Origin of the sequence: Variovorax sp. KBS0712 (genome assembly GCF_006323185.2) — a bacterium.
In the GTDB taxonomy this organism is placed as follows: domain Bacteria; phylum Pseudomonadota; class Gammaproteobacteria; order Burkholderiales; family Burkholderiaceae_C; genus Variovorax; species Variovorax boronicumulans.
Genome location: NZ_VCCD02000002.1, coordinates 217,601 through 232,977 on the forward strand (window position 1 = coordinate 217,601; position 15,377 = coordinate 232,977).

The 15,377-nt window shown below is 69.5% G+C and carries 9 protein-coding genes and 1 pseudogene; 3 read left to right on the top strand and 7 right to left on the bottom strand.

Annotation, left to right across the window (positions count from 1 at the left end; genetic code table 11):
* Nucleotides 1-6: 6 nt before the first annotated feature.
* Nucleotides 7-690, bottom strand: coding sequence for an HAD family hydrolase (locus FFI97_RS17920; RefSeq protein WP_095949578.1), 684 nt, complete (start codon nucleotides 688-690; stop codon nucleotides 7-9).
* Nucleotides 683-1,783 carry an RluA family pseudouridine synthase gene (locus FFI97_RS17925; protein ID WP_139702419.1) on the bottom strand — a complete coding sequence of 367 codons (1,101 nt, stop codon included), beginning with the start codon at nucleotides 1,781-1,783 and terminating at the stop codon, nucleotides 683-685. Before FFI97_RS17925 ends, FFI97_RS17920 begins: the two co-directional genes overlap by 8 nt.
* A gap of 548 nt (nucleotides 1,784-2,331) precedes the next feature.
* Between FFI97_RS17925 and FFI97_RS17930 the strand changes: the two genes are divergently transcribed.
* The gene (locus tag FFI97_RS17930) at nucleotides 2,332-5,550 is read left to right on the top strand and encodes an Rne/Rng family ribonuclease (RefSeq protein ID WP_139702418.1); all 3,219 of its coding nucleotides are present in this window, start codon (nucleotides 2,332-2,334) and stop codon (nucleotides 5,548-5,550) included.
* Nucleotides 5,551-5,611: 61 nt separating this feature from the next.
* Here the strand turns inward: FFI97_RS17930 and FFI97_RS17935 are convergent, their stop codons facing one another.
* Nucleotides 5,612-6,490 carry a LysR family transcriptional regulator gene (locus FFI97_RS17935; protein ID WP_139702417.1) on the bottom strand — a complete coding sequence of 293 codons (879 nt, stop codon included), beginning with the start codon at nucleotides 6,488-6,490 and terminating at the stop codon, nucleotides 5,612-5,614.
* Between the two features lie 111 nt (nucleotides 6,491-6,601).
* Between FFI97_RS17935 and FFI97_RS17940 the strand changes: the two genes are divergently transcribed.
* Nucleotides 6,602-8,170, top strand: coding sequence for an MFS transporter (locus tag FFI97_RS17940; RefSeq protein WP_139702416.1), 1,569 nt, complete (start codon nucleotides 6,602-6,604; stop codon nucleotides 8,168-8,170).
* 22 nt (nucleotides 8,171-8,192) lie between these two features.
* Here FFI97_RS17940 and FFI97_RS17945 read toward each other — a convergent pair whose 3' ends face one another.
* From FFI97_RS17945 to hemC, 4 genes and pseudogenes are all read right to left on the bottom strand, one after another.
* Nucleotides 8,193-9,479 (bottom strand): heme biosynthesis protein HemY, encoded by a 1,287-nt coding sequence (locus FFI97_RS17945; protein WP_139702415.1) that lies wholly within the window; start codon nucleotides 9,477-9,479, stop codon nucleotides 8,193-8,195.
* A gap of 7 nt (nucleotides 9,480-9,486) precedes the next feature.
* Complete coding sequence (locus tag FFI97_RS17950; protein WP_062482753.1) at nucleotides 9,487-10,581, bottom strand: uroporphyrinogen-III C-methyltransferase; 1,095 nt, start codon at nucleotides 10,579-10,581, stop codon at nucleotides 9,487-9,489.
* Nucleotides 10,578-11,346, bottom strand: a pseudogene (locus FFI97_RS17955) (uroporphyrinogen-III synthase). Before FFI97_RS17955 ends, FFI97_RS17950 begins: the two are co-directional and overlap by 4 nt.
* Nucleotides 11,347-11,365: 19 nt before the next feature.
* On the bottom strand, nucleotides 11,366-12,271 hold the full coding sequence (gene hemC / locus FFI97_RS17960; RefSeq protein ID WP_260685042.1) for a hydroxymethylbilane synthase: 906 nt from the start codon (nucleotides 12,269-12,271) through the stop codon (nucleotides 11,366-11,368).
* Nucleotides 12,272-12,377: 106 nt separating this feature from the next.
* Here hemC and ppc point away from each other — a divergent pair, with 106 nt between their 5' ends.
* Nucleotides 12,378-15,224: a phosphoenolpyruvate carboxylase gene (gene ppc, locus FFI97_RS17965; RefSeq protein WP_070062227.1), complete on the top strand. Its 2,847-nt coding sequence runs from the start codon at nucleotides 12,378-12,380 to the stop codon at nucleotides 15,222-15,224.
* Nucleotides 15,225-15,377 lie beyond the last annotated feature (153 nt).

Genomic DNA, 15,377 nt, shown 5'->3' on the forward strand with positions numbered 1-15,377 from the left:
CCGTCCTCAGGCGTTGTCGAGCAGCCAGGCCTGCAGCTCGGCGATCGACTGCGCCACGTACAGCGGCTTGAATTCGTCGAAGGTGGACGACGCATGCGCGCCGAAGCCCACGCCCACGCTGGCGCAGCCGGCGTTCTGCGCCAGCTGCAGGTCGTGCGTGGTGTCGCCGATCATCAGCGTGCGCTCGGCCGGCACGTCGAGCTCTTCCATGAGTTCGAGCAGCATGCGCGGATGCGGCTTGCCGAAGGTTTCGTCGGCGGTGCGCGAGGCGTCGAAGCGGTCGCGCAGCGCCACCGTCTTCAGGGCCTCGTTGAGGCCGCGGCGCGACTTGCCCGTGGCCACGGCCAGCTTGTGGCCGCGCGCGCGCAGCGCATCGAGCATGGGCAGCACGCCGTCGAACAGCACGAGGTCGTCCTGGTGCTGCAGGAAGTGGTAGCGGTAGCGGGCGCCGAGCTCGGGGTATTTTTCCTTGGGCACGTCGGGCGCCGCGCGCGCGAGCGCCTCGGCCAGGCCCAGGCCGATCACCCAGGCGGCATCGTCCTCGCTGGGCTTGGCGCCGCCGACATCGACCACGGCCGCCTGGATGCAGCGCACGATCAGGCGGGTGGAGTCGTAGAGCGTGCCGTCCCAGTCGAAGGCGATCAGGTCGAAGCGAGGGGAACGTGCAGGGCTGGCGGAAGAATCAGTCATGGGCCGTGGGAGTGGGGTGTTGCGCCATCGCCTCGAGCGCCGCACGCGACATCAGCGCATGCAGCTCGGGCGGCAGCCCGGCCTGCAGCGCAATGCGCTCGCCGCTGGCCGGGTGGTTGAATTGCAGCCGCCACGCATGCAGGAACATGCGCTTGAGGCCGAGTTTGCGCAAGGCACGCTGCCGATCGGACTCGCCATATTTGTCGTCGCCGGCAATCGGATGCCCGGCCGAGGCCAGGTGCACGCGGATCTGGTGGGTGCGCCCGGTCTTGATGGTCACCGCCAGCAAGGACAGCGGCGCGGCGTCGCCCGGCAGGCTGAGGCGGGCCAGCACGCGCACCAGCGTGACGGCCCGCATGGCGTCGGGGTGGTCCTTGGCGACGACGCGCACGCGGCGTTCGCCCGCGCCGGCCCCCGAGCCGTCGGGCAGCAGGTACTTGGCGAGCGGCGCGTCGAGCACCTTCTTGTTGGCGGGCCAGTCGCCTTCGACCAACGCCAGGTAGGTCTTGCCGGTTTCACGCTCGCGAAACTGGTCCTGCAATGCCACCAGTGCGCTGCGCTTCTTGGCGACCAGCAGGATGCCGGAGGTTTCGCGGTCGAGCCGGTGCACCAGTTCCAGGAACTTGGCGCCCGGGCGCGCCGTGCGCAATTGCTCGATCACGCCGAAGCTCACGCCGCTGCCGCCGTGCACCGCCACGCCGGCCGGCTTGTCGATGGCCAGCACGGCCTCGTCTTCGAGCAACACGGGAAACTCGCGCGCCGGCGCGGGCGGCGTGGCACCCTCTTCGGCGCGCGGCGATATGCGGACCGGCGGAATCCGGACCAGGTCGCCGTCCTCGATACGGGTTTCGGCCTGGGCACGGCCCTTGTTGATGCGCACCTCGCCCGACCGGATGATCCGGTAGACGTGCGTCTTCGGCACGCCTTTCAGATGGCGAAACAGGAAGTTGTCGAGCCGCTGCCCAGCGGATTCGGCGTCGACGGTCAGGAAGTGGATGGCGGCGTGCGGCGTGCCGGTGTCGGCGCCCGCGGGTCGATCTGCGGGATTTGGAGCCCCCGCGGGGCTTTTCTTCGCACCTATAATGTTTTTCACCAGCGCGGTCGTGTAAGTGCTTGATTAGACAGAAGTTTAGAGCACTGACGACCATGCTGTGAGGTCGATGCCGCTTTGGCGTCCAGCCCGCAAACCCCGCGCAATCGCGCAAAGTGGCAGGCCAGGCACCCAAGTCAAGCCGACACCCACGAAACACCGATACGGAATACCCAGCCTGCAGCTTCCAAGCTGCAGGCGGATCGAAGCGAGTCCCTTGTTGTGTTGATGCTGCTGATTCAAATATGCCTGCGCTGGTCGACTTGGTTTCGACCAGTCGCCTCAGGCATTGAATCGCCCGCAGTGCGCGCCACCCTTGCGCAACCGGCTGTCAAAAAGGCAGCCACCCAACACCGAATCTGGCTCGCGCCCATCCACGCGCCCCCACCCCGGCTGTCTTCTTGAGCTGACGCTCGAGAGGCCTGTTCGCGCCTGGCGCGGCAGTCACAGCATCCGGGGCCAAGCGGCAATTCCCTGGTTTCGCGGGCGTCGTCCGTGCATCGTTGGCTCGTCATGAGCCGGTAGAACGATACATATAAGGACAACGCATCATGAAGCGGATGCTGATCAATGCCACGCAGGCCGAAGAACGCCGCCTGGCCATCGTCGACGGGCAGAAACTGCTCGACTACGAAATCGAAATCGAAGGGCGCGAACAGCGCAAGGGCAACATCTACAAGGCGGTCGTGACCCGCGTCGAGCCTTCGCTCGAAGCCTGTTTCGTCGACTACGGCGAAGACCGCCACGGCTTCCTGCCGTTCAAGGAAATCTCCAAGCAGTACTTCGCCGAAGGCGTGTCGGCCAGCCAGGCCCGCATCCAGGACGTGATCCGTGAAGGCCAGGAACTCACCGTCCAGGTCGAAAAGGAAGAACGCGGCAACAAGGGCGCGGCCCTCACCACCTTCATCTCGCTGGCCGGCCGCTATGTCGTGCTGATGCCCAACAACCCCCGTGGCGGTGGCGTGTCGCGCCGCATCGAGGGCGACGACCGCGCCGAACTCAAGGAGGCGATGGACCAGCTCGAGTACCCGAAGGGCATGAGCATCATCGCGCGCACCGCCGGCATCGGCCGCTCGGCGCCCGAACTCCAGTGGGACCTGAACTATCTGCTCAAGCTGTGGACCGCCATCGACGGCGCGGCCAAGGGCGGCAAGGGCGCCTTCCTGATCTACCAGGAATCGTCGCTCGTCATCCGCGCCATCCGTGATTACTTCAATCACGACATCGGCGACATCCTGATCGACACCGACGACATTTACGACCAGGCGCAGCAGTTCATGGCGCACGTCATGCCCGAGCATGCCGCCCGTGTGAAGCGTTACCGCGACGACGCGGCCCTGTTCAGCCGCTTCCAGATCGAGCACCAGATCGAGTCGGCCTACGCCCGCACCGTGCAGCTGCCTTCGGGCGGCGCCATCGTGATCGACCACACCGAAGCGCTGGTCTCGGTCGACGTGAACTCGGCCCGCGCCATCAAGGGCGGCGACATCGAAGAAACCGCCACCCGCACCAACCTCGAAGCCGCCGACGAAGTGGCCCGCCAGATGCGCCTGCGCGACCTGGGCGGCCTGATCGTCATCGACTTCATCGACATGGACGAGTCGAAGAACCGCCGCGAAGTCGAAAGCCGCCTGCGCGACGCGCTCCGGCAAGACCGCGCACGGGTGCAGTTCGGTTCGATCAGCAAGTTCGGCCTGATGGAAATGAGCCGCCAGCGCCTGAAGCCGGCGCTGAGCGAAGGTTCGTCGATCCCCTGCCCCCGTTGCGGCGGCTCGGGCCACATCCGCGACACCGAATCGAGCGCGCTGCAGATCCTGCGCATCATTCAGGAAGAGTCCATGAAGGACAACACGGCCGCCGTGCATGTGCAGGTGCCCGTGGAAGTCGCCTCGTTCCTGCTGAACGAAAAGCGCCCCGAGATCGCCAAGATCGAGCTCAAGCAGCGCGTCACCGTGCTGATGGTGCCCAACAAGACGCTCGAAACGCCGAACTACAAGCTCGAGCGCCTGAAGCACGACGACCCGCGCCTCGATCACATCGAAGCCAGCTACAAGATGGCCGACGAGATCGAGGACCCGACCTCGGTCACGCGCCGTTCGCAAGAACCCACCAACAAGCAGACGCCGGTCATCAAGGGCGTGCTGCCCGACGCACCCGCGCCCGTGGTGCCGCCCAAGCCCGAAGCGGTGCGCGCTGCGCCCGCGCCCGCGCCGGTGGCCCCGCCCGCGGTGGTCGCTCCGGCCCCGGCACAGACCGGCTTCATGGCCTGGATCAAGAGCTTCTTCGGCGGCGCCTCGCCGGCGCCCGCACCGGCACCGGCCCCCAGCGCCATTCCAGTCGAAGCACCGAAGCCCCGCCGCGAAGGCGGTCGTCCGGGCCGTGACGGCGAAACGCGCGGTGCGCGCGGCGCCGACGGCGAACAGCGCCGCGGCGGACGCGGCGGCGAAGGCCGTGGCGAAGGCGGCGGCCGTTCGGGTGGACGCGACGGCGACCGCCGTGGCGGACGCGGCGGCGAACGCCGCGGCGAAGCTCGCAACACCGAGCAACGCAACGACAGCACCAACCCGGCACGCGAGCAACGCGAGCCCCGTGAAGCACGCGCCCCGCGCGACGGCGAACAACGCCGTGGCGGTCGCGGCGAGCGCCGCGAAGGTGGCGAAGGCCGCAACGCGCCGGCCGAAGCCCTGCTCGACGGCAACCTGAACCTCGACGCGCAGCAACAACAGCCGGCACCGGGCGCCGACGAGAACGGCAATGCCGCAGCGGAACGCGCACCGCGCGCCCGCGGCGAGCGCCGTGAACGCGGCGAGCGCGGCGAGCGTGGTGAACGTGGCGGCGAACGCAACGAGCGCGGTGAGCGCAACGGCGACGCGCAGCAGCAACAGCCGCGCGATGAAGCCACCGCCGGCGACGGCGAGCGCCAGCCCCGCAACGGCCGCGGCGACGAGTCGCGCGGCCCGCGCGGTGAGCGCAACGACGGCCGCCGCGAGCGCCGCAACGACGCGCCTGCCGCCAACGAAGGCGACGCACGCGTGGCCGAATCGGCTGCCGCCGGCGATGCCGAGCAAGGCAACAACGAAGGCAACGAGCAGCAAGCCCCGCGCCGCGAAGGCGAAGAGCGCCGCGGCCGTTCGCGCGACCGTTACGGCCGTGACCGCCGCGAACGCGGTCCGCGTGACGACGCCGGCAACGGTGGCAACGAAGCCAATGGCGCAGACGCCGCACCGGTCGCCGAAGGCGCCGTGGCTGCCGAAGGCCAGGCCGAGCGCCAGCCGCAACAGCAACTGCCGCTGGTGGCGGAAGCCGCCGCAGTGGCCGTGGTCGCCACCGCGGTCGAAGTGCGCGAACCCGCGCCGCAGGTGCAGGAGCAGCCGCGCTTCGAGCGCCCCGCCGCACCGGCACCGGCACCCGTCGCAGCGCCCATCGTGGTCGAAGCCGCGGCCAAGCCCGCAGCGGCAGCAGCGCCCGCCGGCAACGGCCGTGCACTGCCCAAGGTGCAGGCCTTCGAACTGCCGCTGAACGAGCTCGCGCAGATCGCCGAAAGCTCGGGCCTGCAGTGGGTCAACTCGGATGCCGAACGCATCGCGCAGGCGCGCGCCGCGATCGCCGCCGAGCCGAAGCCGGTGCACGTGCCGCGCGAACGCCCGCCGGTGATCGTGCTCGACGAAGGTCCGCTGGTGCTGGTCGAAACCCGCCGCGACCTCGGTTCGATGTCGCTGCCGTTCGAACAGCAGCAACAGCAGCCGCAGGAACAGCAGCGCTCGCTCTGAGCCCTGCCTCCTCGCAAATGAAAACGGCGCCTTCGTGGCGCCGTTTTTTTTGCTTCGGAGTTCAGGCCTGCGGTGGCAGTGCCTCGACGCCGGGCAGGTCCGGCATCTCCAGGATCAGTTGCCCGAAGCGGCAGGCGCACGGCGTCTTGCCGTTCTCGCTCCAGATCAGCGAGAAGTTCACGCTCGGCAGCGGCGGCAGGCCGTAGCGGCCGTCGACGATCTTCATGCCCGGCTCCACCTCCTCGCGTGTGAGCACCGTCACCGCCAGCCCCGCCAGCACCGCCGCGCGAATGCCCTGCGGGCTGGCCGAGGTGAAGACCACGTGCCAGTCGAGCGGCGCGAGGTCGAGCGCCGACCCGGCCACCTGCCGGTTGACGCACGGCTTCGGAAAGAAGGCCAGCGGCAGCGATGCGCCCTTCGGCGCCTCGAAGGCCTCGGCCGCGGCCCACACCAGCTGCGTGCGCCGCAGGCAGGTGCCCTCCACCACGTCGGGCGGCGACATCACGACCGCGAGGTCGAGCTCGCCGGCGCGGATGGCCGCGCGCAAGTCGGTGTGCATGCTCACGCAGACCTCCATGCGCACCGCCGGGAACCCGCGCGCGAACTGCGAGAGCAGCGGCGGCAGGCGGTCGCCCATGAAGTTGTCCGGCACGCCGAAACGCACCACGCCCGAGATCGGCGAGGGCTGGAAGCGCCGCGTCATCGCGTCGAGCGTGTCCAGGATCTGCGTTGCGTAGCGCAGGAAGTCTTCACCGTCCTCGGTCACCGTGAGGCGGCGCGTCGTTCGGTGCAGCAGCGGCCGGCCCACCTGCTCCTCGAGCTTGCGGATCTGGTGGCTGATGGCCGACTGGGTCAGGTGCAGGCGCTCGGCGGCGCGCGTGAAGCCGCCGGTTTCCTTGACGGCCACGAAGGCGCGCAACAGCGTGGGGTCGAAGTCCATGGCGAGTTTTGATCAATGATGTTTCCTAATGAATTCTAGGAAATCAAATCATTTCCATCATGAAGAGGGTTTCACCAGAATCGGCCGCTCTGCCTTTTTGGAAACCGTCCGATGTCCCTCTCCCCTGCCGGCAAGAACCGGATCGCCCTGTCCGCGGTCTGCCTGATTGCCCTGATGTTCGGCCTGGAAATCTCCAGCGTGCCGGTCATTCTTCCCACGCTCGAAAAATCACTGCATGGCGACTTCAGCGACATGCAGTGGATCATGAACGCCTACACCATCGCCTGCACCACGGTGCTGATGGCCGCCGGCACGCTGGCCGACCGCTACGGCCGCAAGCGCGTGCTGATCGTCGGCGTGGTGCTGTTCGGCGCCACCTCGCTGGCCTGCGGCGTCGCGGGCAATGCGCCGGTGCTGATCGTCAGCCGCTTCCTGCAGGGCCTGGCCGGTGGCGCGATGCTGATCTGCCAGCTCGCGGTGCTCTCGCACCAGTTCCAGGAAGGCAAGGAACGCAGCAAGGCCTTCGCCATCTGGGGCGTGGTGTTCGGCATGGGGCTGGGCTTCGGGCCGATCGTCGGCGGCGCGATCGTTGCGCTGTCGAGCTGGCAATGGGTGTTCCTGGTCCATGTGCCGCTGGCCGTGGTGGCGCTGGCGCTGGTGTTGGGCAGCGTGGAAGAGTCCAGCGACCCCGATGCGAAGCGGCTCGACCTGCCGGGCATCGTCACGCTGTCGCTCGCGGTGTTCGGCCTCACGTACTTCATCACGCAGGGGCCGGGCCTTGGGTTCGCGAGCCCCGTGGCCATCAGCATCCTCGTGGCGACGCTGGCCTGCTTCGCGGTCTTCGTGTGGGTCGAGAAGATCAACCCGCACCCGATGTTCGATTTCTCGGTCTTCCGCATCCGCAATTTCTCGGGCTCGATCGTCGGCTCCATCGGCATGAACTTCAGCTTCTGGCCATTCATGATCTACCTGCCGATCTACTTCCAGAGCGGCCTGGGCTACGACGCCGTCACGGCCGGCTCGGCGCTGCTGGCCTACACGTTGCCCACGCTCGTGCTGCCGCCGCTGGCCGAGCGACTGTCGATGCGCTACCGGCCCGGCGTGGTCATTCCGGCGGGGCTGTTCGTGATCGGGCTGGGCTTCATCGCGATGCGCTGGGGCAGCGGCGTGGCGCATGCGAGCTGGCTCACGCTGCTGCCCGGCTGCCTGCTGGCCGGCATCGGGCTGGGGCTGACGAACACGCCCGTGACCAACACCACCACCGGTTCGGTGTCGAGTGCGCGCGCGGGCATGGCCTCGGGCATGGACATGAGCGCGCGGCTGATCACGCTGGCCGTGAACATTGCGCTGATGGGGTTCCTGCTGCTCGAAGGCATTCATGCACACCTGAAGCAGGCCTTGTCCGCGTCGCTCGATGCGGTGCAGCTGCGCGCGCTGGCCGAGAAGGTCGCGGCGGGCAGCTTCGCCTCACTGCCCGAGCAGTTCCCGGCGCTGGCGCAGGCCGATCCGTCGGGCGCCGCCGTGCATGCGGCGCTGGTGCACAGCTTCGGCTGGGTGATGCTCTACGGCGGGATCGGGGTGTGGGTGCTGGCCGGCTTCAGCCTGCTGATCTTCGGCAACGGCAAGCCGTCGGTGCGAACAACGGGCCTGGCGACCGCAAAGGAATCCGCGTGCTCCTGAAGCCGGCGGACCGGGACAACGCTCAGGGCGTGTTGTCGACCTGCGCCGCGCGCTTCCACGCGTCGGCGGCCTGCGCGTGGTCTTCGCGCGCTTCGGCCAGCTGGGCCAGCGCGAGCCAGGCGCGCCGGTAGAGGTCGGGGTCCTGCAAACCGAGCCCGGCCTGCGTGAGCAGCTGCTGGGCCTTGCCCCAGAGCTGGCGCTTCATGCAGGCTATGCCGGCGAGGTACTGCAGGTTGGCGTCGCGCGGGTTGTTGCGCTGCGCGCTTTCGATGCGTGCGAGCCAGTCGGCGTCCACCGAATCGAGCCCCGCTTCGAGTGCGCGCGTGAGCTTCACGCGCAGCCCGTCACCGAGGCCGCGCGGGTTCGCCACCATGCGCTCCCAGGCCGGCAGCAGCCAGCCGCGTGCCAGCGCCAGGTCACCGCGCAGCGCGACCATGCGCTGGGCCGCGTGGATGGCCACTTCGGGCATCTGGCGTTCGGCGGAATCGAGTTCGGACCACGCACGCAGCAGCTGCGCCGGATCGTGCGCGCCGGTCAGCAGTTCGGTCGCGAGGCCGCGCACGATGCTTTGCGCCGCCGCGTCGGAGAAGGCGCGGTGCTTGGCCAGCAGGCGCGCGGTGTCGAGTGCCTCGACCGTGCGACGGTCCTGCCGCGCGGCCTTGAGCCGCAGCCGCAGCGCCAGCGTGCGGCGTTGCGCGCCCTGCGGCAGTTCTTCGAGCCGTGCGAGCGCGGCCGTGGGGTCGCGGTCGTCGAGCGCCCAGCGCGCGGCGCGCAACTGCACGCCTTCGCGGGTTTCGGGGCTCGCGAGCACGGTGCGGTCGGCGCTTTCGTTGAGGGCCTGCTGCAGGTGGGCGTCGCGCGCGGCCTTGTCCTGCAGGGCCTGTGCGCTTTCGGCGGCCAGCAGGTGCGACAGCACGCGCACCTGCTGCGCCTGCGGCAGCTCGGCGCCGAGCGCGGCCAGTGTCTTTTCCTGCGTGAGCGCAGCCTGCGCGGCCTTGCGGGCGCGCGAGAAGCGGCCGGCGATCAGCTGCACCATCGCATCGAGCAAGGCGGAGTGCAGCATGCGTTCCTTCTGCTGCAGCCGCCAGTGGCGCGCCTGCGTGGGCAGCGAGAACAGCGCCGCGAGCGCGCGCAACGCGACGTGCAGCAGCACGAAGGTCAGCAGCAGGATCACGAGCACGAGGTTCAGCGAGAGATCGACCCGCCACGGCGGCCAGAACACGGTGATCGTGCCTTGGTTGTTGCCGGCGAACAGCGCCACCGCCGCAGCGACGGCGAACAGCGCGAGGAGCCAGATTGCAGCGCGCATGAACGGATCAGCGCCCTGCGGCCGCGGTGGTCAGCGCGGCCAGCGTGTCGTCGATGCGCACCGGCTCCGTGCTGCGCACGAGCTGCTGCAGTTGCTGCAGCTGCGTGGCCGCGGCCTGCGTGCGGCGCGAGGCCGGATCGAAATAGCGGTTGAGCGATGTGGTGACCTGGCCCAGTTCGCCGCGCGCGGCGTCCATCTGGCGCGACAACAGCGACAGCCGCGCGTTGAGCAGCTTGAGCTTGAGGTTCTCGCGCAGGAAGTACGACTGCTCGGGCGCCAGCAGCACCGCCTCGGGGCTCTCGATGCGGCCCACGCGCACCAGCGAGCGAGCCTCGCCGCGGATCGTCAGCAGCACGCGCTGCCACCAGGGCGCATCGGCCGGAATGGGTTCGGGACGCCAGGCGTTGACGCCGTTGCCGCGAACGGCCACCGCGTTGAGCGTGGGCAGGTCGTCCACGCTGCGCACCAGTTCGTCGAGCTTCTGCAGCGCTTCGGCGCTGTCGGTGCTGGCGCTGCTGCGCAGGCGGTCGGCATCGCGCTGCATGGCGCGCTGCACGGGCGCCAGCCGCGGTTGCGCGGCGCGTGCGATGCGCAGGTCGCCGGCCTTGAGCGCGGCGAGCAGCGGCTCGAGGCTGCCCGTGACCTGCGCCTGCTGCAGCGCGAGGCGCACGGCGGATTCGATGTCGATCACCAGGTTCTCGTCGCGCGAACGCGAGAGGCTTTGAATGAGTTCTTCGAGCTGCGAGCGCTGCAGCGCGACTTCGGCCACGCGGGTCTCGATGAGGGCCACGCGGGCAGCGGCGTCGCGCACCGTGTCGCTGGCCTGGCGGGCCAGCGTGCGCGCTTCCATCGACTGGGCGGTGGCCTCGGCGCTCTGGCGCGCGAGCTGTTCCTTCATGCCGCCGACCTTCTGCCACAGCGCGATGGTCGACAGCAGCGCGATCAGCGCCACGAGGGCCACGAGGCCCATGCCAATGCGTGCCAACAGGGTGGCCGCGGCCGCCTGGGCGGCGGGCGTCTGGTGCGGCGCCACCGTGGCGGGCACCTGCACCGGGGCGGCGGAAGGGGGAGAAAGGTCGTCGGACGGGGACGCGGCGCTCATGCGAAGGATTCTATCGACGCGATCAGCGCTTCCCGCAGGGGTGTGCAGACACGCAACGCCCCGAAACCCGCGGCCTGCGCGGCTTCGCCGATGCGTGCATGGGTGGCGATGGCGCGCGCGGCCCGCCAGGAGGTGCCCGGCAGTGCGCGCTGCAGGTTGCCGATGGCTTCCGAGCTGCTGAAGAGCCAGATGCCGTGTCCGGCGGCGGCTTCGGTCGCGATGCGGCGCTGCGCCTCGTCGAGTGCGGGCGCGAGGCGCCGGTAGGCCACGACGGTGTCGCGCACGCCGCCGGCGGCGTCGATCTCGGGCCAGCCATTGGCGCCCGGCCGGCTGGCCGGCCTCGTCGCCACCGCGCACGATGAGCACGCGCACGCCCGGCGACACCTGCCCGTGGGCCAGCGCCCACAGCGCTTCGGAGTCGAAGCGCGTGGCGCCGGGTGGCGGCGCGTCGATGGCGGCGGGCGGCACGCCGGCACGCAACAGTGCGCGCTCGGTGCCGGGGCCGGTGGCCCAGAAGCGGCAACCGGCGAGGGTCGAGCTGCCCCGGTGCTGGAAGAAGTGGTCGACGGCGGTGGCGCTCACGAACATCAGCGCCGCGTAGTCCGCGAGCCGCGCCCACGCGGCACGCAGCGGTGCCACATCGAGTGCGGGCGCAATGGCGATCAGCGGCAGCGCCACGGCCTCGAGACCGGCCGACTGGAAATCACGAACCCACGCCGCCGCTTCGTGCGCCGGCCGCGTGACGATGACAGGCCCCGCGCGCATCGCTCGGCGCCCACCGTGATCAGTGGGCACCGGCGTCGCGCAGCAGCCCGGCGGCGTGCTGGCCGAGGGCATCGGCCCCCGCGAAGTCGCCGGCCTCGGCCAGCGCGTGCACACGCACCAGCGGCGCATCGCCTTCCGGGTCGCCCCAGGCGGCGTCGATGCGCAGCGTGCCGTCGGGCTGGCGGCGCGCATGGGCCGCGAGCGGCATGGAACAGCTGCCGCCCATCGCGCGGCTCACGGCGCGCTCGGCGGTGGTCGAGAGCCAGTCGCCCTTGTGGGCGAGCGGCGCCAGCAGGTCGATGAGGTCCTGGCGGTCGGCGCGCACCTCGATGCCGAGGGCGCCCTGCCCGGCAGCGGGCAGCATGGTGTCGGGGTCGAAGGCGACGCGGATGCGGTCTTCGAGGCCCAGCCGCTTGAGCCCGGCCGCCGCCAGCACGATGGCGTCGTAGTGACCTTCGTCGAGCTTGCGCAGGCGGGTGTCGAGGTTGCCGCGCAGCGGTTCGATGCGCAGGTCGGGCCGCTGCGCGCGCAGCAGCACCACGCGGCGCAGGCTGGAGGTGCCGACCACCGCGCCCTGCGGCAACTCGTCGAGCGAGGCGTAGCGCGGCGACACCAGCGCGTCGCGCGGGTCTTCGCGCTCCAGCACGCAGGCCAGCGTGAAGCCCTCGGGCAGCTCCATCGGCACATCCTTGAGCGAATGCACGGCGATGTCGGCGCGCCCGTCTTCGAGCGCGGCTTCGAGTTCCTTGACGAAGAGGCCCTTGCCGCCGACCTTGCTCAGCGTGCGGTCCAGGATCTGGTCACCACGGGTCGTCATGCCCAGCAGGCTGACGCTGTGGCCTCGTTCTTGCAAAAGCGTTTGCACGTGTTCGGCCTGCCACAGGGCCAGCCGGCTTTCGCGCGTGGCGATCACGATGTTGCTCAAGATCGCTCCCAAAAAAGTACATGGTTTCTGACCTCTGGAATGCTAGCATGTTGCGCCGCAGCAACGGAGGCGGCGCGTCCATTCAAGTCCCCAGGAACAACATCGAATGAAAGCCAGCAAGACTCCTGCATCTCCCGCCAAGCGCCGCCAGACCGAAGACCAGCCATTGATCGACGACATCCGGCTGTTGGGCCGAATCCTCGGCGACGTGATCCGGGAGCAGGAGGGTGACGAAACCTACGCGCTGGTCGAGAAGATCCGCACCCTGTCGGTGTCGTTCCGGCGCGACGCCGACCATGCCGCCGACCGCGCGCTGAAGAACCTGCTCAAGGGCCTGAGCGCCGCCGAAACGGTGCGCGTGATCCGCGCCTTCACCTACTTCAGCCACCTGGCCAACCTGGCCGAAGACCGCCACCAGATCCGCCGCCGCACCGAGGCCGAGCGCGAAGGCGTGCAGGCCGACGGCGACCTGCAGACCGCCCTGGCCCGCATCCGCAAGGCCGGCATCAAGCCCGACGAGATCGTCGCCTCGCTGGCCCACAGCTACGTATCGCCCGTGCTCACGGCGCACCCGACCGAAGTGCAGCGCAAGAGCATCCTCGACGCCGAGCGCGCCATCGCCCTGCTGCTGACCACGCGCGACGAGATCAAGCTGCGCCAGAACGCCTATGCGGGCGGAAAAGACGCGCTCTCCCCCATCGAGCTGGCCGACAACGAAACCCAGGTGCGCATCCGCGTCACGCAGATCTGGCAGACGCGCATCCTGCGCTTCTCCAAGCTCACCGTGGCCGACGAGATCGAGAACGCGCTGAGCTACTACGAAGCCACCTTCCTGCGCGAAATTCCGCGCGTGTACGCCGACCTCGAGAAGGCGCTGGTGCAAGGCGGGCAGACGCCCTCGGTCGCGCCCTTCCTGCGCATGGGCCAGTGGATCGGTGGCGACCGCGACGGCAACCCCAACGTCACGGCCGAAACGCTCGAGTACGCACTGAGCCGCCAGTCGGAGCTCGCGCTGCGCCACTACCTCACCGAGGTGCACTACCTGGGCGGCGAGCTGTCGCTGTCGGCCACGCTGGTCGATGTGTCGGTCGAGATGCAGGCACTGGCCGAGCGCTCGCCCGACACCAATGAGCACCGCAAGGACGAGCCCTACCGCCGCGCCCTCACCGGCGTGTACGCGCGCCTGGCGGCCACGCTGCGCGAACTCAGCGGCGGCGAGGCCGCGCGCCATGCGGTCGCGCCGCAGAACCCGTACGCCAATGCCGAAGAATTCCTGGCCGAGCTGCGCACCATCGAAGAGTCGTTGGTCGAGAAGCACGGCACCGTGCTCGCCGCGCCGCGCCTGCGCCCGCTGATCCGCGCGGTGGAAGTGTTCGGCTTCCACCTGGCCACCGTCGACCTGCGCCAAAGCTCCGACAAGCACGAGGCCGTGATCGCCGAGCTGCTGGCCACCGCGCGCATCGAGCCCTCGTATGCGTCGCTGGCCGAAGAGGCCAAGCAGACGCTGCTGCTGAAGCTGCTCGACGACGCGCGTCCGCTGCGCGTGCCCGACGCCGACTACTCGCCGCTCGCCCGAAGCGAGCTGGCCATCTTCGCGGCCGCGCGCACGGCGCGTGCGCGCTACGGCGCGGCGGCCATCCGCCACTACATCATCAGCCACACCGAAACGGTGAGCGACCTGCTCGAGGCGCTGCTGCTGCAGAAGGAAGTGGGCCTGCTGCGCGGCGCGATGGACAGCAACGCGACCTGCGACCTGATCGTGGTGCCGCTGTTCGAGACCATCGAAGACCTGCGCAACGCCGCGCCCATCGTGCGTGCCTTCTACGCGCTGCCGAACATCCAGGCGCTCATCGAGCGCTCGGGCGCCGAGCAGGACGTGATGCTGGGCTACTCCGACAGCAACAAGGACGGCGGCATCTTCACCAGCAACTGGGAGCTGTACCGCGCGGGCATCGCGCTGGTGTCGCTGTTCGACGAGCTGAACAAGAAGAAAAAGAACCCGATCCGCCTGCGCATGTTCCACGGCCGCGGCGGCACGGTGGGACGCGGCGGCGGCCCGAGCTACCAGGCCATCCTGGCGCAGCCGCCCGGCACGGTGCGCGGCCAGATCCGCCTCACCGAGCAGGGCGAAGTCATCGGCTCGAAGTACGCCAACCGCGAGATCGGCCGACGCAACCTCGAGACGCTGGTGGCCGCCACGCTCGAAGCCACGCTGCTGCCGCAGGGCAAGTCGGCGCCGGCGAACTTCCTCTCGGCCGCGGGCGAACTTTCGACTGCCAGCATGGCCGCGTACCGCAAGCTGGTGTACGAGACCCCGGGCTTCGGCGACTACTTCTTCGGCTCCACGCCGATCCGCGAGATCGCCGAACTCAACATCGGCTCGCGCCCCGCCTCGCGCAACCCGAGCCACAAGATCGACGACCTGCGCGCCGTGCCCTGGAGCTTCAGCTGGGGCCAGTGCCGCCTCACGCTGCCGGGCTGGTTCGGCTTCGGCTCGGGCGTGGAGCAGTTCCTGGCCGCCGCCGGCACCGCCGCGGGCAAGAAGGAGCGCCAGGCGCTGCTGCAGCGCATGTACGCGCAGTGGCCGTTCTTTCGCACGCTGCTGTCGAACATGGACATGGTGCTGGCCAAGAGCGACCTCGCGCTGGCCTCGCGCTATGCCGAGCTGGTCACCGACCGCAAGCTGCGCCAGAAGGTGTTCTCGATGATCGAGGCCGAATGGCAACGCACCTCGGACGCGCTCACGCTCATCACGGGCGCCAAGCAGCGGCTCGAGGGCAATGCCGAGATGCAGCGCTCGGTGCGCCACCGCTTCCCGTACATCGACCCGCTGCACCACCTGCAGGTCGAGCTGATGCGGCGCTATCGCGCGGGCGACGGCGGCGAGCGGCTGCAGCGCGGCATCCACATCTCGATCAACGGGGTGGCGGCGGGGCTGCGCAACACGGGCTGACCTGCACACAGCCTCCATGGACAAAGGGCGCCTTGTGCGCCCTTTCCTACGTGCGCTGTCGGCAATGAGGTACCTGTAAGGTCATTTAAAAGGGTACGGTCGGGACACGTTCACAGTTCTCGCAATCGCGCGGCAGCTCGAAGTCGTTTCACA